This is a genomic window from Arthrobacter sp. ZGTC212 (assembly GCF_002929255.1).
In the GTDB taxonomy this organism is placed as follows: domain Bacteria; phylum Actinomycetota; class Actinomycetes; order Actinomycetales; family Micrococcaceae; genus Arthrobacter_B; species Arthrobacter_B sunyaminii.
This window is the reverse complement of record NZ_PJIJ01000002.1, coordinates 614,369-636,877: the sequence shown is the minus strand read 5'-3', so window position 1 is coordinate 636,877 and position 22,509 is coordinate 614,369. Positions and strand designations below refer to the sequence as shown.

The window sequence follows — 22,509 nt, the reverse complement described above, 5'->3', positions numbered from 1 at the left end:
CGCCGGTGCTGCCTCGGGTTCAGGCTCGGGAAGGGTGACCTTTTGTCCCTTGCTAAGCACTGTCAGCCCGGACTCGGTGACGGTGAAGCCGCGCGCCAGGTCAAGATCGCGGTCGACGCCGATGGTGGCTCCCGGCGGAACCTGCACGTTCTTGTCGATGATGGCACGGCGGATCACGGCACCCTCACCCACCTGCACGTTGTCCATCAGCACCGAGTCGGCCACCACTGCGTTGGTGGACACATAAACGTCCTGCGCCAGCACGGATCCGGTGACGGTTCCGCCGGAAATGACGGTGCCGTCGGAAACGATCGAGTCAATGGCGGTGCCGGCCTGGTCGGAGGCACTGCGCACAAACTTGGCCGGCGGGGAGATGCTCTGCCGGGTGTAGATGGGCCACTGCAAGTTGTAGAGGTTGAACGCCGGCAGGGGAGAAATCAGGTCCATGTTGGCGTCGTAGTAGGAGTCCAGCGTGCCGACGTCGCGCCAGTACTGGTGATCGCTGCCCGTCGACCCGGGGATGATGTTGTGCGAGAAATCGTAGACGGCGGCGTCGTTGCGTTCCACGAAGTAGGGAATGATGTCCCCGCCCATGTCGTGCTTGGTGATCAGGCGTTCGGCGTCAACCTTGAGGGCCTCCACCAGCGCATCGGTGTTGAAGACGTAGTTGCCCATCGAGGCCAGGAACATGTCCGGATCATCCGGAAGCCCGGGAGTGGTAGCCGGTTTCTCGACGAAGGCACCGATCATGCCGGGGCGTTCAGGGTCAGTCTCGATCACGCCGAACTGGTCCGCCAGGTGCAGCGGCTGCCGGACGGCGGCGACGCTGACCGAGGCGCCGGATTGAATGTGGGCCTCCACCATCTGCGAGAAGTCCATCCGGTACACGTGATCTGCGCCGATTACCACCACAATGTCCGGCTGTGCGTCGTCGATCAGGTTCATGGACTGATAGATCGCGTTGGCGCTTCCCAGGAACCAGCTCTTGCCCACGCGCTGCTGTGCAGGCACTGACGCCACATAGTTCCGCAGCTGGGTGGAGAGCCGCCAGGTCTCCGAAATGTGCCGGTCCAGACTGTGTGATTTGTACTGGGTCAGGACCACGATCTGCAGGTAGCCCGAGTTCACCAGGTTGGACAGTGCGAAGTCGATGAGCCGGTACCGCCCGGCAAACGGAACTGCGGGTTTTGCCCGGTCCGCGGTTAGGGGCATCAGGCGTTTGCCTTCCCCACCAGCAAGGACAACGGCCAGGACCTTCTTTGGCGCCATTTTGTTATTCCCCTGTTTCCGTTACTCGTATATCTGTTGCAGCATGTGACGAATTACTGCGGCGCTGCGCCCCGCGGTTGTAAGTCTGCTGTTCTTCAGACTAGATCACTGCCGCGCCGGTGCACTACGTTGGTTTAGTGCGAGTAGATATTGTGTCCAAGGAATTCCCGCCCGAAATCTATGGCGGAGCGGGTGTCCACGTTGCTGAGTTGAGCCGTGTGCTCGCTGAGTACGTTGATCTTCATGTGCATTGTTTCGGAGCCCCGAGGGCTGCTGATTACCACGGTGCATCCGTAACGGCCTACGGCGTTCCGGCCGGGCTGGACGCCTCTAACCCGGCCGTTCAGACGCTGGGCACCGACCTGGAAATCCTCCAGGGACTTGAGGGTGCGGACCTGGTCCACTCCCATACCTGGTACGCCAATATGGCGGGGCATCTGGGTTCCCTCCTGTACGGCATTCCCCACGTACTCAGCGCCCACAGCCTGGAGCCGCTGCGTCCCTGGAAAGCCGAGCAGCTTGGCGGCGGCTATGCGCTGTCCTCCTGGGTCGAGAAGACCGCGTACGACGCCGCAGCCGCCATTATTGCCGTGTCTGAAGGCATGCGGCAGGACATCCTGCGCAGCTATCCCGAGGTGGATCCGGCGAAGGTGCGCGTGGTGCACAACGGGATCGACGTCGAACTCTGGCACCCTGACGCTGATCCCGTGGGGATTTCGGCCCTGGGTATTGATCCGGAGCGTCCGAGCGTCGTGTTCGTTGGCCGCAACACGCGCCAGAAGGGGCTGCCGTATCTCCTGCGGGCCGCCGCGCTGCTGCCCCCCGAGGTCCAGCTCGTGCTCTGCCTGGGCGCTGCCGACACTCCCGAACTTGCCGCAGAAACAGCCGTGCTGATTGAGGCACTGCGGGAAAAGCGCAGCGGCATTGTCGTCATCGAGCGGATGCTTCCGCGCGATGAACTGATCAAGGTCCTCAGTTCGGCCACGGTGTTTGCGTGCCCGTCCATTTATGAACCGCTGGGGATCGTCAACCTGGAGGCCATGGCTTGTGGAACCGCCGTCGTTGCCAGCGCCACGGGCGGAATCCCGGAAGTAGTCGATCATGGAGTCACCGGCCTGCTGGTACCCATTGAGCAGGTCACTGACGGCACCGGAATTCCGCTGGATCCCGAGACTTTTGTCCGAGATTTTGCCGCCGCGCTTACCGAGGTGGTGACGGATCCGGACCGGGCCCGGGCAATGGGGGAGGCAGGACGGCGCCGCGCCACGGACCACTTCTCCTGGGAGTCCATCGCCAAGTCCACGCTGGACGTCTACCGTTCAGTACTGCCTGCAGCAACGGGGCAAGTGTAGGCAAAGCGCCGGAGACCCGAACCGCTGTGCGGTTCGGGCCTCCAGTGTCCTACAGGTGGTCCGGCAACAATTGCCGGAGTGAAAGTTAGCGCTTGGCCTTGGCCGCCTGCTTCTTTCGCTGGATCAGGATCTTCTCATCCACCGGAGCGGCGCCGCTGGCGCGCAGCAGCCGCTGGTACTCCATGGCCTCGTCCTGGCGTGCCTTCTCTTCTCCGGATGCGATCTTGGACCGCAGGTGTTCCGGACCGTAGCCAAAGGAATCGACCAGATCCACGGCATGCGGGCGGATCTTGGCCAGGAGGCGGTTGATGTACGGGCCCAAGGTGCGGGCACGCTGGGCCGACAGGCGCCCGTTCATCAGGTACCAGCCGAGGTTCTTCTCGATCAGGGACAGGCCGAACAGGTCGCGGACCCAGGTCATGACCTGGCGGGTTCCGGCGTCTTCAATCCGCTCCAGGCCACGGGTGAATGCCTCCCACTGCAGCAGTTCCGCATGCGCATGGGCTGCTTCGATCAGCGCGTGCTGGTTGGCGTTGAATACTGCGGCGCCCTTGTCCTTCGGCAGTCCCCGGGCCGCCTTCAGGGCGCCGGCAACCTCTGCCACCATGGTGCCGACGCGGTCGGTCAGCAGGTCGCGCTGGGTCTTGGGGTCACGGAGGGCAACGGCGGACTTCTTCTCGGATCCGGTGTCAGCGAAGGCCTGCACAATCTGGCGCAGTCCGGTGCGGTGCATCGTGCGGTCTGTTGCCTGTCCGACGGCGTAGCGGGCCAGTACGCCGAAGTCTGCGCCGACAAATTCCTTGGCATAGTCGGCCAGGAGGCGCTTGGCGACCAGCTGGAGCAGGACGGTGTTGTCGCCTTCGAACGTCGCGTAGATGTCCAGGTCCGCGCGCAGTGCGGTGAAGCGGTTTTCGGACAGGAAGCCTGCGCCGCCGGTGGCCTCGCGGCATTCCTGCAGGGTGTCCAGGGCATGCCAAGTGGACAGGGACTTCAGGGCAGCCGCGAGGGTCTCCAGGTCCTGGCGGTCTTCGTCGGTGTCGTGTGCACCGGAGAAGACGTCGTCGAACTTCTGCAGCAGTTCGTCATGGGCGAAGGAAGCGGCGAACGTGGTGGCCAGCCGGGGGAGCAGGCGGCGCTGGTGCTGCTGGTAGTCCATCAGCACCTCTTCCCTGATGTCCGAGGAGCCGTTGAACTGGCGGCGTTCCGTTCCGTACTGGATGGCGGTTTTGAGTGCCATCTTGCTGGCGGCCACAGCGGCGCCGTCCAGGGATACCCGCCCCTGGACCAGGGTGCCGATCATGGTGAAGAACCGGCGGCCGGGGCTTTCGATGGAGGACGTGTAGGTGCCGTCCGCTGCGACGTCGCCGTACTTGTTGAGCAGGTTGGTGCGGGGGATGCGGACATTGGAGAAGTGCAGCCGGCCGTTGTCGATGCCGTTCAGGCCGCCCTTGACGCCGTCGTCCTCGCCGCCCACGCCGGGAAGGAAGCCGTTGTCGTCGCGCAGTTCGACGTAGAACGCGTGGACACCGTGGTCAACGCCCTTGGTGATCAGGTGTGCGAAGACCACGGCGGCCTTGCCGTAGACCGCACCGTTGCCGATGTAATCCTTCCACGCGGCACGGAAGGGGGTGTTGATGATGAATTCTTCTTTTTCAACGTCATATTCCGCTGTGGTGGCGATGCTGGCAACGTCGGAACCGTGGCCGGTCTCCGTCATGGCGAAGCAGCCGGGGATCTCCAGGCTCATGATGCCCGGCAGCCACTTCTCATGGTGCTCCCGGTGGCCCAGGTGCAGGACGGCGGAGCCGAAGAGGCCCCACTGCACGCCCGCCTTGATCTGCAGGGACGGATCGGCCACCACGAGTTCTGCGAAACCGGCAACGTTGCCGCCGTGATTGTCCTCGCCGCCCACATACTTCGGGAATGCGCGGTGCACGGCCTTGGTGTCGACCAGCACCTTCAGCTGCGTCATGACCCGTTCGCGGTGTTCCGTGTGGCTCAGGCCCGCAGGGGTGTGCAGTTCATCGCGGCCTGCGAGCTCACGGGCCTGGAGCCGAATGTCGGCCCACTTGCCCAGCAGGGCGCGGCTCAGCGCGTCCACGTCGACGACGGCGCTGTCATCGTCGCGTACGGAACTCGCGGGGATCGGGCGTGCGGACTTGGAGACTGTCTGCGTCATTGCGTGTCCTTCTGGTTGGTTGTCGTGCCGGGGGAGGTGATGCTGGGGATGTTGGTGCGGGTCACGGCGGTCCCTGCTCGTAGCCGATGCCGTCAAAGAGCCAGGCCGTCAGCTGCTCGGTCATCTGGGCCTCGGTGGGCTTTCCCGGTCCGGGGGGAGTTGCCAGCCAGCGTTCTCCGGCGGCGCGGACCATGCCCAGTGCCGCCGTCGGCCAGAATCCGGCAGCAATGCCGAGCTCGGGTGCGGACGATCTGCCGGGAGAGGCGCCATTGGAGCGGCTGTCCAGATAGGCGCGCAAAGCACGTTCCATCATTTCCGTGATGGCTTCGAAGAAGGAGGTGAGGCTGTCGGAGAAGCGCGGCCCTGCGCTGCCCGAAGCCTCAGCGGTGCCGCCCGTGACAAACGCGTACACGTTGGGAGAGGTCTGGGCCATCTGGAGGTAGGCGGAAACCATGGCCTGCAGGCCGGCCCGGGGCGAATCCGCCGTGCGGCCTGCGGCGAGGATCTTGTCCTGCATCTGGGAAAGGACAACCTCGCCCATTGCCTGCTGCAGGCCCGCCTTGTCGCCGAAGTAGCGGTAGTAGACGGACTTGGATGTTCCGGAGGCGGCCGCAATCTCCTCCATGGAGGCTCCGGCACCCAGGGCATGAACGGCACGCCTGGCTGCTTTGATCAGCTCACGGCGACGTTCGGCCCGGTGCGCCTCCCAGCGCAGCGACCGGCCATCCGACGGTGCGGGGGGAGGGGGATCTTGTAGAGCGGTGTTCACGATACTCAGCGTATCAGGTACGCTGGGTTGCAGTAACTCCCCTCACACTTAGCTGCATTTTCCAAGGAGACAACACCATGGCTGTCCAGCCCCAGGCCGAACCCGCCGCAACCGGCGGGAACACCCCTGCCCCCGCCGTGCGAAAAGCCGTCGTCATTGGCGGAAACCGCATCCCCTTTGCCCGCTCCGGCGGGAAGTACACCTACAGCTCGAACCAGGACATGCTCACGGCAGCCCTCGACGGATTGGTTGCGCGCTTTGGCCTGCAGGGTGAGCGGATCGGCGAAGTGGCCGCCGGTGCCGTCCTGAAGCATTCCCGGGACTTCAACCTCACCCGCGAAGCGGTTCTGGGCTCGGCACTGTCGCCGGAAACCCCCGCGTATGACGTCCAGCAGGCCTGCGCCACCGGGCTTGAGACAGTGGTCAGCCTGGCCAACAAGATCAAGCTGGGACAGCTGAATTCCGCCATTGCCGGCGGCGTCGACTCCGCTTCGGATGCTCCCATTGCCGTCAGCGAAGGCCTGCGGCGGGCGCTGCTGGACCTGTCGCGTGCCCGCACCACCAAGCAGAAGCTGGCCGCCGTCGCGAAGATCCGCCCCAAGGACCTCTCCCCGAATGCACCCTCCACGGGCGAGCCGCGCACCGGACTGTCCATGGGTGAGCACCAGGCGCTGACCACCGCGCAGTGGAAAATCACCCGCGAAGCACAGGACGAGCTGGCGTACAACAGCCACCGCAACATGGCCGCAGCCTATGACCGCGGATTCTTCGATGACCTGGTGACTCCCTACCGCGGCCTGTCCCGGGATGCCAACCTGCGCCCGGACACCACCATGGAGAAACTGGCCAAGCTGAAGCCGGCCTTCGGCAAGTCCCTGGGCGATGAAGCCACCATGACCGCCGGCAACTCCACCCCGCTGACCGACGGCGCCTCCGTGGTGCTGCTGGGCTCCGAGGACTACGCCCGCGAACATGACCTGCCCATGCTGGCCAACATTGTTGACGCCGAAGCCGGCGCCGTGGACTTTGTGCACGGCAAGGACGGGCTGCTGATGGCTCCGGCCTTTGCCGTGCCGCGCCTGCTGGCCCGCCACAACCTGACCTTCGATGACTTCGATTTCTTCGAAATCCACGAAGCCTTCGCCGGCACCGTGCTCTCCACTCTTGCAGCATGGGAAGACGACGAGTTCTGCCGCACCCGCCTTGGCCTGGAAGGGCCGCTCGGCAGCATCGACCGCAGCAAGCTCAACGTCAACGGCTCATCCCTGGCCGCAGGCCACCCGTTCGCCGCCACCGGCGGGCGCATCGTCGCCTCCCTGGCGAAGATGCTGCACGAAAAGGGATCCGGCCGCGGCCTGATTTCCATCTGCGCTGCCGGCGGACAGGGCCTCGTCGCGATCCTGGAGGCGCGCTAACCATGACTGATACCTACCTCAAACTGGTCAACACCGGTTTCACCCGGGACCTGTCCAAGAAGCTCGGCCTGCCCCGCCCGGCCATCCTGCGCCGCTTCGACCCGTCCAAGCCGCTGGTGCCGGGACCTGTTCTGGTGCTGGGCAAGGGTGAAACCGCCGACGACCTGTCCCAGCTGCTGCTCTCCTGGGACCAGGATGTCCGCCGCCATGCCACGCCGAAGGAAAAGCTCGGCGCCATCCTGATCGTGCTGGACGACGCCGCCTCACCCACCGATCTTGGCGAGCCGGTGCTGGCTGCCGGTGCGGCGCTGCGTGACCTCGCACCGGGCGGGCGTGTGGTCACCGTTTCCCGGCCGGCAGCCGAGGCGCAGAATCCCGCCGCGGCCGCTGCCCGCCAGGGCGTCGACGGCACCCTGCGCTCCATCGCCCACGAACTGCGCGGCGGTGCCACCGCCAACGGCATCGTGCTGGCCAACGGCGTTCAGGCAACGGCGCCGTCCGTGGCAGCCGCACTGCGTTTCCTCCTCTCCGGCAAGAGCGCCTACGTCAGCGGTCAGTTCATCACCGTCGGGTCCGACGCCGGTAAGCTGCCCTCCGACTGGAACGCACCGCTGGCCGGCAAGGTCGCCGTCGTGACCGGAGCCGCCCGCGGCATCGGCGCAGCAATCGCCAGGGTCCTGCACCGGGACGGCGCAAAGGTCATCGTGGTGGACGTACCGGCCGCCGGTGAGCAGCTGGCGAAGGTCGCCAACGAGATTGGCGGCACCGCCCTGCAGGTGGACATCACCCGCGAGGACGCCGCGGACCGCATCCTCGCCCACGCCGCAGAGCGTTACGGCCACCTGGACATCGTCATCCACAACGCCGGGATCACCCGGGACAAGCTGCTGGCCAACATGGATGAGGCCCGCTGGGGCTCCGTCATCGCCGTGAACATTGCCTCGCAGCTGCGCATGAACGAGACCCTGCTGGCCTCGGACCGCTTCAGCCCGGAGGGGCGGATCGTGTCGCTGGCCTCCACCAGCGGCATCGCCGGTAACCGCGGCCAGACCAACTACGCCGCTTCCAAGGGCGGCGTCATCGGAATGGTCCGGGCCACGGCACCGTTGCTGGCACCGCGCGGCGGATCCATCAACGCCGTCGCGCCGGGCTTCATCGAGACCGACATGACTGCAGCCATCCCGGCCCTCACCCGGCAGGTTGCCCGCCGGCTGAGCAGCCTGCAGCAGGGCGGCCTGCCCGTGGACGTGGCGGAAACCATCGCGTTCCTCGCCTCGGATTCGGCGGCGGGAGTCAACGGCCAGGTGGTCCGGGTGTGCGGACAGAATATGGTGGGCGCATGAGCACGACGACGCTGAATGAGATTCCCGCCCTCGGGAAGCTGTATGCGGGCGCCGTGGGCAGTGCAGCGAAGTCACGCCTGTCGTCGGCCAAGGGGTCCAGCGTCCTGCCGTCCGACCGGCATGAGGTGCGCGGCGCCGTCGTCGATCTGGCCAAGCTGACGGATTTCCAGCGGCTTGTCCTGCACAGTGCCACTGACTACCTGCCCACCGGCTACGTGCACACGTTCGCGTTCCCTGTGGCCATGTCCCTGATGGCCCGGGAGGATTTCCCGCTGCCGCTGCTGGGCATGGTGCACCTGCGGAACCAGGTACAGCATTTCCGCCCCATTCACTACACCGAACCCCTGACGGTCACGGCCTGGGCTGAAAACCTGGCCGGGCACCGGGCAGGCACCCAGGTGGAGCTGATCGCCGAGGTCAGCGCCACCGAATCCGGTGACGTGGTGTGGCACGGACGGTCCACCTACCTGGCCAAGGGTGTTTTCCTGCCCCGGTTTGACCGGCAGGAAGCTCGGGCCAACCGCCCGGAATTCGTGCCCCCGCAGCCCACAGCCGTGTGGCGGCTTGGCGCGGACGCCGGACGCAACTATGCAGGAGTGTCGGGAGACTTCAACCCCATCCATCTGAGCCGCCTGTCGGCGAAGGCCCTGGGTATGAAGCGGTCCCTGGCCCACGGGATGTATCTTGCCTCCCGGGTGGTCGCTGACACCGTGCAGAACCGGGAGGAGCCGTACGAGTGGAGCATCGACTTCGAATCCCCGGTGTTCCTGCCGGCAACCGTCTCGCTCTCCATCCAGGACGCGGAGGCGGAGGGCCGGTACGCGGGTTCCACCTTCGTGGGGTGGAACAACCGCTCCCGCCGCCGCCACTTCCACGGATCCGTCCAGCCGCTTGCGGCTTCCGGCGCGGTCCAGAACCCGTAGTTTTGCTAAGGTGCGCTCATGACTGAACCGGATCTGCTGCTCATCGCCGCCAAAGAACTCGATGCTGCGGACCCGCTGGCCGGCTTCCGGGACCGCTTCCTGGAAGCCGACGGGGTGAGTTCCTACTTGGACGGCAACTCCCTGGGCCGGCCGCTTCGTGCCACTGCGGAACACCTCCAGGACTTTGTCCGGGAGCAGTGGGGCGGACGGCTGATCCGCGGCTGGGATGAGCAGTGGCTGGACCTGCCTGCCCGGATAGGCGACGAACTGGGGGCAACGGCACTCGGGGCCGCTGCCGGGCAGTGCATCGTGGCAGATTCGACCACCGTTCTGCTCTACAAACTGGGCCGGGCCGCGGTGGCCGCCCGGCCCGGGCGCACCGAAATTGTCCTGGACGCCGACAACTTTCCCACCGACCGGTACGTCATGGAGGGCATTGCGCGCGAGTGCGGGCTGACCCTTCGCTGGGTTGCCACGGATTACGACGGCGGTGTCACGGCGGAGGCGGTGGCGGCGGCTGTGGGGCCAAAAACCGCACTGGCCGTCTTCAGCCACGTGGCCTACCGTTCCGGGTACCTGGCCGACGCCGGTGCCATCACGGCGGTGGTCCATGCGGCCGGGGGACTGGTGCTCTGGGACCTGTGCCATTCAGCAGGTGCCGTGCCCGCACAGCTGGACGCCTGGAATGTGGACTACGCTGTGGGCTGCAGCTACAAGTACCTCAACGGGGGCCCCGGTGCTCCCGCGTGGGCCTACGTGGCGTCGCGGCACCAGGCGGACTTCCAGCAACCCATCCAGGGCTGGCTCGGCAGCGCCGATCCGTTCGGCATGGCGCAGGGATATCAACCCGCCGCCGGTATCCGCAGGCTTGTCTCCGGCACTCCGCCCGTGCTGGGCATGCTGCCGATGCGGGACATGATTGCACTCATTGCCGAAGCAGGCATCGGAGCAGTGCGCGCAAAATCGGTGGCCCTGACAGAGTACGCACTGACGGCCGTAGACGCTCTGCTCGCCCCGCACGGCGTCGTCGTTGCCTCTCCCCGGGACGCGGCGCAGCGCGGCAGTCATATCACCATTGACCATCCGGCGTTCAAAGCTGTTACTGCAGCTCTTTGGGAGCAGGGCATCATCCCGGATTACCGTAATCCGTCGGGCATCAGGCTGGGACTGTCTCCGCTGTCCACCTCGTTTGAGGAGACCTTCACCGGCATTTCCGCGGTGCTGGCTGAACTGCGCCGCTAGGCCCAAACAGAATCGAATTGACAACCGGGTCCTTTCGGGCGCCATAATGTTAGCGCTCACAAATGTGATCCACTTCTCATTCTGTTCCGGGAGGCGGAAAAGCGAAACCGCTTCGACCATCCGGCAGATTCCCCCGTTAGACAGAGACGTCCATCGAAAGGGCTCCTTCGTGAAAATCCGTAAACTACTTCTTAGCGTGACGGCCGGAATCCTTGCCGTTTCCGTAGCCGGCTGCGGCTCCGGATCGGGCCGCGGCGGCGCTGACTCCGGCGCCGAATCAGGTGACAATGCCGGTGCGCTGGTGGGCATCGCGATGCCCACCAAGACCTCCGAGCGCTGGATCAAGGACGGCGACTCCATTCAGGCCTCCCTTGAGGACCTGGGCTATGAAACCACCCTGGAATATGCCGATGACGACATTCCCACCCAGGTCCAGCAGGTCTCCAACATGATCACCAAGGGAGCCAAGGTCCTGGTGATCGCCGCCATCGACGGCACCGCCCTCAGCGACCAGCTGGACAATGCCGCAGCCGCCGGCATCAAGGTCATCGCCTATGACCGCCTGATCACCGGCAACGAGAACGTGGACTACTACACCACCTTCGACAACTACACCGTGGGCGTGCAGCAGGCTACGTCGCTGCTGACCGGCTTGGGGATCCTCGACGCCGAAGGCAAGGACACCGGCGCCACCGAGCCCAAGAACATTGAGCTCTTCGCCGGCAGCCCCGATGACAACAACGCCAACTTCTTCTACGACGGCGCCATGGACACCCTGCAGCCCTACATCGACAAGGGCACGCTGGTGGTCAAGAGCGGCCAGACCGGCTTCACCCAGATCGCCACACTGCGCTGGGATCCCGCCACGGCACAGAAGCGCATGCAGAACCTGATTGCCAGCACCTACTCCGGCGGCGAAAAAGTGGACGGCGTCCTTTCCCCGTATGACGGCATTTCCCTGGGCATCATTTCCGCCCTGACCGGATCCGGCTACGCGCCGGATGCCCTGCCCGTCATTACCGGCCAGGACGCCGAAGCAGCCTCGGTGAAGTCGATCATGGACAACCAGCAGTACTCCACGATCTTCAAGGACACCCGCACCCTCGGCGAGCAGGCCGTGGCCATGGTCGACGACGTGCTCAAGGGCGAAGACCCCGAGGTCAATGACACCGAGACGTACGACAACAAGGTCAAGATTGTTCCGACCTTCCTGCTGGACCCGGTGGTGGTCACCAAAGACAACTACCAGGAAGTCCTCGTGGACAGCGGCTACTACGAAGCCTCAGACCTGCAGTAATCCCGACCACCACGGTGCCGGGGGCGGCAGCAAAAGCTTCCGCCCCCGGCATCCGCCGGCAAGGACACGAACGTGAACGAGAACATTCTTTCCATGCGGGGAATTACCAAGACCTTCCCCGGGGTCAAGGCACTGCAGGAGGTCTCCCTGGACGTGCGTCAAGGGCAGGTGCATGCCATCTGCGGTGAAAACGGGGCCGGCAAGTCCACCCTGATGAAGGTGCTCTCCGGGGTCTATCCCGCAGGAACCTATGAGGGAGAAATCCTTCTGGAAGGCAACCTGCAGGAATACCGGGACATTAAGGATTCCGAAGCGGCCGGCGTGGTCATCATCCACCAGGAGCTGGCGCTCAGCCCCTTCCTGTCCATTGCGGAGAACATCTACCTGGGCAACGAACAGTCCAAGGGCGGCTTCATCGACTGGCACCGCACCAATCTGGAGGCAGCCAAACTCCTGGAGCGGGTGGGGCTCTCCGAGAACCCTGCCACCCGGATCCAGGACATCGGCGTGGGCAAGCAGCAGTTGGTGGAAATCGCCAAAGCCCTGTCCAAGCGGGTGAAGCTGCTGATCCTGGATGAGCCAACCGCTGCCCTGAATGACGAAGACTCCGAACATCTGCTGGGCCTGATCAAGGGCCTGCGCGAAGACGGAATCACCTGCATCATCATCAGCCACAAGCTCAACGAGATTAAGGCCATCGCCGACGCCGTGACCATCATCCGCGACGGCCGCACCATCGAAACCCTGGACATGCACGAGGACGACGTGTCCGAGGAACGCATCATCCGCGGCATGGTGGGCCGGGACCTGGACAGCAGATATCCGGAACATGTTTCAGTCATCGGCGAAGAAGTGCTCCGCGTCGAGGACTGGACGGTGCACCATCCGCTGGACCGCACCCGCCGGGTGGTTTCCGAGGCAAACATCTACGTTCGGGCCGGCGAAATTGTCGGCATTGCCGGTCTGATGGGCGCAGGGCGCACGGAACTTGCCATGAGTGTTTTCGGGCACAGCTACGGACACAACATCAGCGGCCGCGTATATAAGAACGGCCGCGAAATCACGATGAAGAACGTTGGCCAGGCCATCCGGCACGGACTTGCCTACGCCACCGAGGACCGCAAACGCTACGGCTTGAACCTCATCGAGGACATCAAGCGCAACATCTCCATGTCCGGACTGGACAAACTGGCGAGCCGCGGCTGGGTGGATCCGTACCGGGAACATCTGACGGCGGACAAATACCGCACCAGCATGAACATCAAGGCACCCTCGGTGACCGCACTGACGGGCAAGCTCTCGGGCGGGAACCAGCAGAAGGTGGTCCTGTCCAAGTGGATCCACACTGATCCGGACGTCCTGATCCTCGATGAGCCCACCCGCGGCATCGATGTGGGGGCAAAGTACGAGATTTACACCATCATCAATGAGCTGGCAGACCAGGGAAAAGCCGTCATCGTCATTTCCTCGGAGCTGCCGGAGCTGCTGGGTATCTGCGACCGCATCTATACCCTGGCCGAAGGCCGGATCACTGCTGACGTCCCGCGCGAAAAGGCCAGTGCCGAATACCTCATGCAGTACATGACCCGCGACGCCAGGATTCCTGCCGCCGCGACAGACAAGGAAAGCGAATGAGCACTCTTACCGACCAGGGATCGTCCACCGGTGTTCCGGCCCCGAAGGGGAAACCGCAGGGAATTGTCGGTTCAGCCCTGAACTACCTGACCGGGCAGCTTCGCCAGGTCGGTCTGTTCATCGCGCTGATCGCCATCATCATCTTTTTCCAGATCGCCACCAACGGGATCACGCTGGCACCGATCAACGTTTCCAACCTCATCATCCAGAACAGCTACATCCTGATTCTGGCCGTGGGCATGGTGCTGGTCATCATCGCCGGGCACATTGACCTGTCCGTTGGATCGGTGGTCGCCTTCACCGGTGCCGCCGCCGGCGTCATGATCACCCAGTGGGGACTTCCCTGGTGGCTGGCCGCCATCCTGTGCCTGGTCCTTGGCGCCGCCGTCGGAGCATGGCAGGGCTTTTGGATTGCGTACTTCGGCATTCCGGCCTTCATTGTGACCCTGGCCGGCATGCTCACGTTTCGTGGGCTGACGCAGATCGTCCTGCAGAACAAGCAGATCTCGCCGTTCCCGGACCAGTTCCGGGATCTGGGCAGCGGATTCCTCCCCGACCTCGGGGGCGGAACGAGCTTCCTGGAGCCGCTGACCGTCATCATCGGCGTGCTCTCCGCCGCGGCCCTGGTTGGCTCAGGCATCCGCCAGCGGATGATCCGCCGCCGCCACCAGCTGGTGGACGAGCCGATGCTCTGGTTCGCCGCAAAGTTGACGCTGACCGCGGCCATGGTCCTCTTCATCACCTACCTGCTGGCCAGCTACCGCGGGACGCCCATCGTGCTGGTGATTCTGGGCCTGCTGACGGTTGGCTATTCGGCCGTCATGAACCGCAGCGTCTGGGGCCGCCACATCTACGCCATGGGCGGGAACCTGCACGCTGCTGAACTTTCCGGCATCAACACCAAGCGGACCACCTTCACAGTGTTCATCAACATGGGCGTGCTGGCTGCGCTGGCCGGCCTGGTCTTCACCGCCCAGCTGAACCTCGCCAGCCCGAAGGCCGGAGAGGGATTCGAGCTGGATGCCATTGCGGCAGTGTTCATCGGCGGCGCCGCAGTCACCGGCGGCATCGGCCGGGTCACCGGTGCGATCATCGGCGGCCTGATCATCGGAATCCTGAACAACGGCATGTCCATCATGGGCGTTGGAACCGAATATCAGCAGCTCATCAAGGGCCTGGTGCTCCTGGCTGCTGTTGCCTTTGATGTGTTCAACAAGCGCCGCGGATCGGCCTCCATCACGTAGGAGCGCAGCGACCCCGGAGCATGTCTCCAGATACGGCTGTGGCCGGCACCCGAAACCTTGGGTGCCGGCCACAGCCGTATCCCGCCGGGGAACCGGCGGGATACGCAAAAGGATCCTAGTGGTGAGCCTTGACCGCCAGGACCGGGCAGTCGGACTGCAGCAGCACCCGCTGGGCGGTGCTTCCGAGCAGCATCTTGCCCACCGGTGTGCGGCGGCGCAGGCCCAGGACGATCAGCTCCACCTGCGGATCTTCAGCCGCTTTGAGGATTTCCTCGGCCGGGTCGTAGTCGCCCACGGGGTGAACCAGCCGGAAATCCGCCCCGGCGGCGCGCAGCTCTTTTTCAAGCTGTTCGACGGCGGCCTGATTGGCTTCCTCCTGCTCCTGGTGGTGCAGACCGTGCCGGGGGGAACCCACGTTCACGATCACCAGGGTGGTGGACTGCGCCGCGGCTTCGCGGCGTGCAGCCTCAAGGGCAGCGGCGCCCTCCGGGGTGGGAAGAAAACCGACAACAATACTCATGATGCTCCTGACGTAGGGACGTAAACGGGCGGAAGTGCCTAGCCGCGGATTTCTTCGGCATCGGTGAACCGGGTCTTCTTGGCACGCACGGCCCGGTTCCAGAACCAGGTCAGGACCCAGAGCAGCAGGCCCAGGACCAGCAGCAGGCCGGCGATCTGGTACTCGATCGGATCCTGGGCCCAGGGACCGAGGAGGAAGGCACAGGTGAAAACGCCCACGTACGGAAGGAAGCCGGGGGAACGGAAGTGCTTGCCTTCGTGCGGAGTACGGCGCAGCACCAGGCAGGCAATATTCACCACGGTGAAGACGGCCAGCAGCAGCAGGGCGGTGGTGCCGCCCAGCGCGGTGACGGTTTCCTTGCCCATGAAGTTGGTGACAAGGATGATCAGTCCCAGGGCGATGGCGGTGGTGAAGAGGATCGAGGCCCACGGGGTGCGGCGGCCCGGAAGGACCTTGGAAAGGGAACGGGGGAGGACGTCCTGCTTGGCCATGCCGTAAAGCAGGCGGCTGGCCATCAGCATGTTGATCAGCGCAGTATTGGCCACCGCGAAGATCGACAGGAACGGATAGATAACGTCCACCGGCAGGTTGGGGGCGCCGGCACGAACAACTTCCAGCAGCGGCGTTGCGCTGGCGGAGAGCTGGCCCACGGGAACAATGGCGACGGCGGCAATGGAGACCAGCAGATACACGACCAGGGTGATTCCCAGTCCGGTCAGCATGACCTTCGGGAAGATCTTCGCGGGGTCGCGCGTCTCCTCGGCCATGTTGACGCTGTCTTCAAAACCGACCATGGAGAAGAAAGCCAGGGAGGTGGCCGCCGTGAGGGCAAGGAAAACGCTCTTGTTGCCTTCGGTTTCAAAGACCATGACCCGCGAGAAGTCGACGTTGCCCTGCCCCATGGCCCAGAAGCCAATCAGGATCACGATGAGAAGGCCGGTGAGTTCGATGATGGTCAGAACCACATTGAACTTAATGCTCTCTCCGACACCGCGCAGGTTGATCAGGGCGAGCACAAGCATGAAGATGACTGCCACCCAAGTGACGCCGGTCTGACCCCAGTCGAGATTAAACCCGACAATGAAGTTCTCGGCCAGGAACTTGGCGGCGGTGGATGCCGACGTGATGCCTGAACTCAGGACCGCAAAGGTCACGAGGAAGGTCACGAAATGAATTCCAAAGGCTTTGTGCGCATAAAGCGCGGCACCGGCTGCCTGCGGGAATTTGGTGACGAGCTCAAGATAGGAGAGAGCAGTAATCGTGGCGACGAAGAAGGCCACCAGAATGGGAGCCCAGGCGGCGCCGCCAATCTCGCCGGCCACCTGGCCGGTCAGGGCGTAAACACCGGTTCCAAGAATGTCGCCGACGATGAACAGCAGCAGGAGCTTGGTTCCCATCACCCGCTTGAGTTCGGGCGCTCCCGAGTCGTTTTTTGTTTCGGCCATGACGGCTTTCCTGCTTTCTGGATATCTGCATCTGCGGTCCGGGCCTAGCCGGAATGGGGCTCACTGCCCGTGCCCGGTATTCTCTGCGCTTCAGAGCGGCATAGCAATGTTACGGGAAATGACTGAGGCCCGCGTAACCGAAGTCGACCAAAGCCCGCCCGGGAGGAAGGTTAGTCAGCTTCCTTTGAATCGGGAATGACGCGGACAGCCACAATGCGCCGGCGGGAAAGGCTAAGCACCTCCAGCTCGCACCCCGGCGCCCCGACCACATCTCCGGGCCTGGCAATCCGGCCCAGTCTTTCCATAATGTACCCGCCGACCGTTTCATATTGTCCTTCCGGAAGGGCGAAGCCGGTCAGCCGCTCGAACTCCTGCAGGATCAAAGCGCCGTCAACCACCAGATCGCCGCGGATCCGACGGTGCCTGTCCTCGGGGTCCCGCAGGGTGTCGTACTCGTCGTAGATCTCCCCGACCAGCTCTTCCACCAGATCCTCCAGCGTGACGATGCCGTCCGTGCCGCCGTACTCATCCGCCACCACGGCGATGTGGCTGCCGTCCCGCCGCATGCGGGACAGCGAGGGGACAACCGGCGCGGTGCCCGGAAGGAAAAGGATGGGGCGGGCAATGTCCCCGAGCGTGCGCGGCCCACCCAAACCGTTGCCGCCGTCGTCCTCCCGCAGGAGGTCCCGCACATGGATGAAGCCGACGACGTCGTCCGGTGAGTCCCTGATGACCGGGTACCTCGAGTAGGGGAGCACATGCACGATGGCCCGGGCCTCGGCCACCGTCAGCTCGGCGGAAAGGAACTTCACTTCGGGACGGGGACGCATGACCTCCTGCAGCAGCCGGTCGCCGGCGCCGAAAACGTCGGAGAGGATGCGCCGGCTGTCCTCTGCAAGGACGGGGCTGGCTGCCACCATGTCCCACAGCTCCTGGGAGGTGATCGGGGGCGTCTTGACTTTGGGATCGCCGCCGAGGACCCGGACCACGGCATCCGTCGATACTGAGAGCAGCTTGATGACGGGCCGCATGATGACGGCGAAGACATTCAGGGGAGGGGCGAGGAGACGGGTGAAGCGCTCGGCGTTCTGCATGGCCAGCCGCTTGGGCACCAGCTCACCCAGGACCAGGGACAGGTAAGCCACGGCCAGGGTCAGCAGGATGAAGGCGGCGGCGTCCGCTGCGGCCGGTGCAAAACCCAGCCCCCGCAGTGCCGGTGCCAGCGCGGGAGCAAGGGCGGAAGCTCCGTAGGCGGCGGAGAAAAACCCCGAGAGGGTCACGCCAATCTGGATGGATGACAGGAACAGGTTGGGGTTGCGGGCCAGCTCGGCGATCTTCCTGCCGCCGGCCCCGGATGATTCGATGCGGCTGATCTGGCTCTCCCGCAGCGAGACCAGCGCCATCTCGGTTCCGGCGAAAACTCCTCCCAGCAGGACGAAGAACACGACGAGCAGCAGGTTGAAGAGCGTTGCGCCATCCATAGACCCGAGGGTACCGGCGCCGTGCCGCCGCTGACAGGGAAGAACAGCTGCGCACGATGCACAGGGGAAGATGTGTTCAACGTCACGGATAACTAATCCTGTGTTTGATCCAAGGCAACAAAAAACCCCGGAATCCAAAGGATTCCGGGGTTTTGATTGTGCGCGGAGGGGGACTTGAACCCCCACCCTCGTTAGAGGACTAGCACCTCAAGCTAGCGCGTCTGCCATTCCGCCACCCGCGCTTGGGTGTTTGCCGCAAGCTCTTTAGTCGTTCAAAAGCTGCGGAAGCAACGGGAAAAACTCTAACACGGTTTTAGCCGCAACCGTAAATCGGCGCTGGTCAGGCACTCGGTGGCTAGGCTGGGCACCAATCACTTCGAAGGAGAAACATGTCTGAGTCCACTGCGTCTGAGTCCGCCGCGCGCCCAACAACCGCCGAAGATGAAGTCACCCGGATCTGCCAGGAGCTTATCCGCTTTGACACCTCCAACTTCGGGGACGGCTCAGGTCCGGGGGAGCGTGCCGCCGCCGAGTACACCGCAGGACTGATCGAGGAAGTCGGCCTGCACGCGGACCTCTTTGAGTCCGCTCCGGGCCGTGCCTCGGTGGTCACCCGGATGGAAGGCAGCGATTCCTCTTTGCCCGCCCTCGTGGTGCACGGCCACTTGGACGTGGTGCCGGCGCAGAAACAGGACTGGTCGGTTGATCCGTTCAGCGGCGAAGAACGCGACGGTCTGATCTGGGGCCGCGGCGCCGTGGACATGAAGGACATGGACGCCATGATCCTGTCGGTGATGCGCCAGATGGCCCGTTCGGGCGCCAAGCCCCGGCGGGACCTCATCTTCGCGTTTTTCGCTGACGAGGAGGCCGGCGGCCAGTACGGTGCGGGCTGGGCGGTGGAGAACCGCAGGGAACTGTTCGACGGCGCCACGGAGGCCGTCTCGGAGGTTGGCGGCTTCTCCGCCACCATCGGGGGCAAACGCACCTACCTGCTGCAGACCGCGGAGAAGGGCATCTCCTGGCTGCGTCTGGCTGCCCACGGGCGGGCCGGACACGGCTCCCAGATCAACACCGACAACGCCGTCACCCGGCTGGCCCGCGCCGTCGCCACCATCGGCGAGTACCCCTGGCCCATCGAGCTCACTGACACCACCCGTGCCTTCCTGGACGGCGTGACCGAGCTCACCGGCGTCGAATTCGATCCGCAGAACCCCGAGCGGCTGCTGGCGGAACTGGGCACCGTGGCCCGTTTCGTGGGTGCCACCCTGCAGAACACTTCCAACCCCTCGGTGCTCAAGGCCGGCTACAAGCACAACGTCATTCCCGGCAGCGCCGAAGCGCTCATCGATGTGCGGACCCTTCCCGGTCAGGAGGAGCAGGTCTTGGCGATCATCAAGGACCTCGCCGGCCCGGGGATCGACGTCAGCTACGAGCACAAGGACGTATCCCTGGAGGTTCCGTTCAAGGGAAACCTGGTGGATTCGATGATCGGCGCGCTGCAGGCCGAAGATCCGGGTGCCCCCGTGCTCCCGTACACGCTCTCCGGAGGCACCGACAACAAGTCGCTCAGCCGCCTGGGCATCACCGGATACGGTTTTGCGCCGCTGAGGCTGCCGGAGGACCTGGACTTCACCGGCATGTTCCACGGTGTGGACGAAAGGGTGCCGGTCGATTCCCTGAAGTTCGGGACCAGGGTCCTGTCCCGGCTGCTCACCAGTTACTAGCCTTTCCTCCTGAAAGGATCCAGTGCATGAACGTCGAAAACATCCTGACCCCCGACCTCCTGGAACGGCTGCGTGGACGCGCTGCCGGTTATGACCGGGACAACAGCTTCTTCACCGAGGACCTCGAAGACCTGCGCCGCGCCGGCTACTTGTCCCTCTTCACCCCGCAGGAGGCAGGCGGCGCAGGATTCACGATTGGCCAGGTAGTCCAAAGCCAGCGGCTGCTGGCCACCGCAGCCCCCGCCACGGCGCTGGCCGTCAACATGCACCTCGTCTGGTGCGGCGTGGCCCACCTGCTGGCCCTGCGCGGGGACGATTCCCTGGCGTTTATCCTCGAGGACGCCGCCCGGGGCGAGCTGTACGCCTTCGGCATCTCGGAACCGGGCAATCCTGCCGTCCTGTTCGATTCCAAGACGGCTGCCGTTCCGCAGGGGGACGGGTCCTATGCGTTCACCGGGACCAAGATCTTCACCAGCCTCTCGCCGGCGTGGACAAGGCTGGGTATTTTCGGCCGTGACGACTCAGTGCCCCAGGAACCCCGGCTCGTTTTCGGGTTCGCCCCGCGCGGCACTGAGGGCATCATCGTCAAGGATGACTGGAACACCATGGGCATGCGGGCCAGCCAGTCCTGCACCACCGTCCTGGATCACGCGGTCCTGTCCAAGGGTCAGCTGGTCCGCAGCACCCCGGTGGGACCGCACTCGGATGCCTTCGTCTTTGGCATCTTCGCCCTCTTTGAAACCCTGCTGTCCGCCGTCTACACCGGCATCGGCGACCGCGCCGTCGAACTGGCGGTGGAAGCAGCACAGCAGCGGACGACGGCGGGAGGCGGCACCGGGGCCCACGACCCGCACACCCGCTGGAAAGTTGCGGATGCGGCGATTCGGATGGACGGGATCCATCCGCAGCTGGAAACGATGGCCCGTGATTTGGAAGAGGGCGCCGACCACGGAAGCCTGTGGTTTCCAAAACTGTCCTCGCTGAAGTACCGGGCCACCGAAACAGCACGGTTGGTGGTGGAAACGGCTGTCCGCGTGGCCGGGGGCAGGAGCTATTCCCGGGGTGCTGAACTGGAGCGCCTCTACCGTGACGTGCTTGCGGGCATGTTCCACCCCTCAAGCGAGGATTCTGTGCATGCGTCGGTAGCCAATGCCTGGCTGGGGCCGCTGCCGGACTAGTCCAGTGTCCGGGGTAATTCCGGCCGCTGCGCTGCAGCGGGGTCCGAATCAGGCAGTGCGGCGGACCCGCATGATCCGGCGGCGCAGCCAGAAACGGCGAGCTCCGCCGCGATAGATGCAGCTGCGCTGGAGCTCCCATTTGCCGTACTCGGCATGTTCGGTGATGATCCGGCGTGCCTCGGAGAGGGAATCTCCGGGGTTCACCGACACCACGAGGTACTCATAGTCCCGGATATTTTCGTTTGGCCGGCGGACGCTGGGCCGAAGAATTTGTTCTCGCATTTCCCTCCAATTTTGCTCACTTTACCGCTAACGTCTAGGGCATGAGCATAGATCCGCATGTTGCGCTCCAATCCCTCGTGGCCGCACTCGAAGAACATCTGACGGCGGCCTCGCAGCGCCGGGGAGACAAGGACCCGGTGGTGGAAGCGGCCTATCTGGCTGTCGCGGATGCCTTCGAGGTCTATGAAGAAGTCCTCTATGACGCCTACGGCGAGGTCACGCCGCTTGAGATCTATGAAGATGACGACGAGGATTTTGACGCCGATATGGATGCCGACGCGGAGTTCGTCAACGATCCCCGCGACGCGGGGGAACGCTCCTCCGGTGCGCAGCCGGGAGGGTAGCGGGTTCGGGCGCCAACTGACGGTGCCCTAGAGTATTCCCTTGTGAATTGGTTTGAAGCACTCTTCCTCGGTCTCATTCAGGGTCTTACTGAATTTCTCCCCATCTCCTCCAGCGCCCATCTGCGGATTGTGGGCGAGCTGCTGCCCGGCGCGCAGGATCCGGGGGCGGCCTTTACGGCCATCACGCAGCTCGGCACGGAGACGGCCGTGGCGGTGTACTTCTGGAAAGACATTGTCCGGATCGTCAAGTCCTGGTTCGGGTCGCTGACCGGACGTGTTCCGCGCAATGATCCGGATGCCCGCATGGGCTGGCTGATCATCATCGGAACGCTGCCCATCGTTATCCTCGGGCTTCTGTTCCAGGACCAGATCGAGAGCACCTTCCGCAGTCTGTGGATCGTCGCCACCATGCTGATTGTCTTCGGCATCATCCTGGCGATCGCGGACGCCGTGGGGAAGCAGCAGCGCCGTCTGGACCAGCTCACCTACAAGCACGGCATCCTTTACGGGCTCGCGCAGGCCATGGCGCTGATCCCCGGCGTCAGCCGTTCCGGCGGAACCATCACAGCAGGGCTGTTCATGGGCTACACCCGCGAGGCTGCCGCCCGGTATGCGTTCCTGCTGGCCATTCCTGCAGTCTTCGGCAGCGGCCTTTTCCAGTTGGCCAAGTCGCTGGATGAGCCGATGGTGTACGGCGGGTGGGAGACTGCCGGAGCCACCCTTGTTGCCTTCATCGTGGGATTCATCATCATCGGGTGGTTCCTGCGCTACGTTTCCAGCCGCAGCTACAGCCTCTTTGTCTGGTACCGCATCCTTCTCGGCGTGGTTATTTACATCCTGCTGGGTCTGGGTGTGCTGACTGCCTAG

18 protein-coding genes, 1 tRNA gene and 1 pseudogene are annotated in these 22,509 nt (G+C 64.3%); 12 read left to right on the top strand and 8 right to left on the bottom strand.

The window, feature by feature from the left end:
- Positions 1-21: 21 nt before the first annotated feature.
- Positions 22-1,269, bottom strand: a pseudogene (glgC, locus tag CXQ89_RS09645) (glucose-1-phosphate adenylyltransferase); the annotation flags it as partial.
- A 137-nt stretch (positions 1,270-1,406) separates the two neighbouring features.
- Here glgC and glgA point away from each other — a divergent pair.
- Positions 1,407-2,621: a glycogen synthase gene (gene glgA, locus CXQ89_RS09640; RefSeq protein WP_104161100.1), complete on the top strand. Its 1,215-nt coding sequence runs from the start codon at positions 1,407-1,409 to the stop codon at positions 2,619-2,621.
- An 85-nt stretch (positions 2,622-2,706) separates the two neighbouring features.
- Here the strand turns inward: glgA and CXQ89_RS09635 are convergent, their stop codons facing one another.
- Entirely contained in the window at positions 2,707-4,800 is a 2,094-nt protein-coding gene (locus CXQ89_RS09635; protein ID WP_104161099.1) for an acyl-CoA dehydrogenase, read from the bottom strand.
- Positions 4,801-4,861: 61 nt separating this feature from the next.
- Positions 4,862-5,569, bottom strand: coding sequence for a TetR/AcrR family transcriptional regulator (locus CXQ89_RS09630; RefSeq protein WP_258060017.1), 708 nt, complete (start codon positions 5,567-5,569; stop codon positions 4,862-4,864).
- 77 nt (positions 5,570-5,646) lie between these two features.
- Between CXQ89_RS09630 and CXQ89_RS09625 the strand changes: the two genes are divergently transcribed.
- From CXQ89_RS09625 to mmsB, 7 genes are all read left to right on the top strand, one after another.
- Entirely contained in the window at positions 5,647-6,984 is a 1,338-nt protein-coding gene (locus tag CXQ89_RS09625) for an acetyl-CoA C-acetyltransferase (RefSeq protein WP_104054233.1), read from the top strand.
- A gap of 2 nt (positions 6,985-6,986) precedes the next feature.
- Positions 6,987-8,327: a 3-oxoacyl-ACP reductase gene (locus tag CXQ89_RS09620; RefSeq protein WP_104161097.1), complete on the top strand. Its 1,341-nt coding sequence runs from the start codon at positions 6,987-6,989 to the stop codon at positions 8,325-8,327.
- Positions 8,328-8,569: 242 nt separating this feature from the next.
- Positions 8,570-9,250 carry a MaoC family dehydratase gene (locus CXQ89_RS09615; protein ID WP_374952983.1) on the top strand — a complete coding sequence of 227 codons (681 nt, stop codon included), beginning with the start codon at positions 8,570-8,572 and terminating at the stop codon, positions 9,248-9,250.
- Between the two features lie 18 nt (positions 9,251-9,268).
- Positions 9,269-10,492, top strand: coding sequence for a kynureninase (locus CXQ89_RS09610; RefSeq protein WP_104054236.1), 1,224 nt, complete (start codon positions 9,269-9,271; stop codon positions 10,490-10,492).
- A gap of 196 nt (positions 10,493-10,688) precedes the next feature.
- The gene (chvE, locus tag CXQ89_RS09605; protein ID WP_258060016.1) at positions 10,689-11,789 is read left to right on the top strand and encodes a multiple monosaccharide ABC transporter substrate-binding protein; all 1,101 of its coding nucleotides are present in this window, start codon (positions 10,689-10,691) and stop codon (positions 11,787-11,789) included.
- A 93-nt stretch (positions 11,790-11,882) separates the two neighbouring features.
- The gene (gene mmsA / locus CXQ89_RS09600) at positions 11,883-13,424 is read left to right on the top strand and encodes a multiple monosaccharide ABC transporter ATP-binding protein (RefSeq protein ID WP_374952982.1); all 1,542 of its coding nucleotides are present in this window, start codon (positions 11,883-11,885) and stop codon (positions 13,422-13,424) included.
- Positions 13,421-14,668: a multiple monosaccharide ABC transporter permease gene (mmsB, locus tag CXQ89_RS09595; RefSeq protein ID WP_104054238.1), complete on the top strand. Its 1,248-nt coding sequence runs from the start codon at positions 13,421-13,423 to the stop codon at positions 14,666-14,668. The genes mmsA and mmsB overlap by 4 nt, the downstream gene beginning before the upstream one ends.
- A 115-nt stretch (positions 14,669-14,783) precedes the next feature.
- On the opposite strand, the gene CXQ89_RS09590 is transcribed toward mmsB, so the two are convergent.
- The 4 genes from CXQ89_RS09590 to CXQ89_RS09575 all read right to left on the bottom strand — a co-directional run bounded on the left by CXQ89_RS09590 (position 14,784) and on the right by CXQ89_RS09575 (position 18,356).
- Complete coding sequence (locus tag CXQ89_RS09590; RefSeq protein WP_104054239.1) at positions 14,784-15,188, bottom strand: universal stress protein; 405 nt, start codon at positions 15,186-15,188, stop codon at positions 14,784-14,786.
- Between the two features lie 38 nt (positions 15,189-15,226).
- Positions 15,227-16,633 (bottom strand): APC family permease, encoded by a 1,407-nt coding sequence (locus CXQ89_RS09585; RefSeq protein WP_104054240.1) that lies wholly within the window; start codon positions 16,631-16,633, stop codon positions 15,227-15,229.
- Between the two features lie 170 nt (positions 16,634-16,803).
- The gene (locus CXQ89_RS09580) at positions 16,804-18,114 is read right to left on the bottom strand and encodes a hemolysin family protein (RefSeq protein ID WP_104161093.1); all 1,311 of its coding nucleotides are present in this window, start codon (positions 18,112-18,114) and stop codon (positions 16,804-16,806) included.
- Between the two features lie 159 nt (positions 18,115-18,273).
- Positions 18,274-18,356, bottom strand: a tRNA-Leu gene (locus CXQ89_RS09575).
- 147 nt (positions 18,357-18,503) lie between these two features.
- Between CXQ89_RS09575 and CXQ89_RS09570 the strand changes: the two genes are divergently transcribed.
- Positions 18,504-19,838, top strand: a complete 1,335-nt coding sequence (locus CXQ89_RS09570) for a M20/M25/M40 family metallo-hydrolase (RefSeq protein WP_104161092.1) — start codon at positions 18,504-18,506, stop codon at positions 19,836-19,838.
- A 26-nt stretch (positions 19,839-19,864) separates the two neighbouring features.
- Positions 19,865-21,016, top strand: a complete 1,152-nt coding sequence (locus CXQ89_RS09565; RefSeq protein WP_104161091.1) for an acyl-CoA dehydrogenase family protein — start codon at positions 19,865-19,867, stop codon at positions 21,014-21,016.
- 48 nt (positions 21,017-21,064) lie between these two features.
- On the opposite strand, the gene CXQ89_RS09560 is transcribed toward CXQ89_RS09565, so the two are convergent.
- On the bottom strand, positions 21,065-21,298 hold the full coding sequence (locus CXQ89_RS09560) for a DUF5703 family protein (protein WP_104054244.1): 234 nt from the start codon (positions 21,296-21,298) through the stop codon (positions 21,065-21,067).
- Between the two features lie 41 nt (positions 21,299-21,339).
- On the opposite strand from CXQ89_RS09560, the gene CXQ89_RS09555 reads away from it, so the two are divergent.
- Positions 21,340-21,642 (top strand): hypothetical protein, encoded by a 303-nt coding sequence (locus CXQ89_RS09555; RefSeq protein WP_104054245.1) that lies wholly within the window; start codon positions 21,340-21,342, stop codon positions 21,640-21,642.
- A gap of 42 nt (positions 21,643-21,684) precedes the next feature.
- Complete coding sequence (locus CXQ89_RS09550) at positions 21,685-22,509, top strand: undecaprenyl-diphosphate phosphatase (RefSeq protein WP_104161090.1); 825 nt, start codon at positions 21,685-21,687, stop codon at positions 22,507-22,509.

Excerpts from the sequence above, each read along its gene's own strand:
- CXQ89_RS09635 (WP_104161099.1), bottom strand. The coding sequence starts at position 4,800 with ATGACGCAGACAGTCTCCAAGTCCGCACGCCCGATCCCCGCGAGTTCC.
- CXQ89_RS09625 (WP_104054233.1), top strand. The coding sequence starts at position 5,647 with ATGGCTGTCCAGCCCCAGGCCGAACCCGCCGCAACCGGCGGGAACACC.
- CXQ89_RS09620 (WP_104161097.1), top strand. The coding sequence starts at position 6,987 with ATGACTGATACCTACCTCAAACTGGTCAACACCGGTTTCACCCGGGAC.
- CXQ89_RS09615 (WP_374952983.1), top strand. The coding sequence starts at position 8,570 with ATGTCCCTGATGGCCCGGGAGGATTTCCCGCTGCCGCTGCTGGGCATG.
- CXQ89_RS09610 (WP_104054236.1), top strand. The coding sequence starts at position 9,269 with ATGACTGAACCGGATCTGCTGCTCATCGCCGCCAAAGAACTCGATGCT.
- mmsA (WP_374952982.1), top strand. The coding sequence starts at position 11,883 with ATGCGGGGAATTACCAAGACCTTCCCCGGGGTCAAGGCACTGCAGGAG.
- mmsB (WP_104054238.1), top strand. The coding sequence starts at position 13,421 with ATGAGCACTCTTACCGACCAGGGATCGTCCACCGGTGTTCCGGCCCCG.
- CXQ89_RS09590 (WP_104054239.1), bottom strand. The coding sequence starts at position 15,188 with ATGAGTATTGTTGTCGGTTTTCTTCCCACCCCGGAGGGCGCCGCTGCC.
- CXQ89_RS09585 (WP_104054240.1), bottom strand. The coding sequence starts at position 16,633 with ATGGCCGAAACAAAAAACGACTCGGGAGCGCCCGAACTCAAGCGGGTG.
- CXQ89_RS09580 (WP_104161093.1), bottom strand. The coding sequence starts at position 18,114 with ATGGATGGCGCAACGCTCTTCAACCTGCTGCTCGTCGTGTTCTTCGTC.
- CXQ89_RS09570 (WP_104161092.1), top strand. The coding sequence starts at position 18,504 with ATGTCTGAGTCCACTGCGTCTGAGTCCGCCGCGCGCCCAACAACCGCC.
- CXQ89_RS09565 (WP_104161091.1), top strand. The coding sequence starts at position 19,865 with ATGAACGTCGAAAACATCCTGACCCCCGACCTCCTGGAACGGCTGCGT.
- CXQ89_RS09560 (WP_104054244.1), bottom strand. The coding sequence starts at position 21,298 with ATGCGAGAACAAATTCTTCGGCCCAGCGTCCGCCGGCCAAACGAAAAT.
- CXQ89_RS09555 (WP_104054245.1), top strand. The coding sequence starts at position 21,340 with ATGAGCATAGATCCGCATGTTGCGCTCCAATCCCTCGTGGCCGCACTC.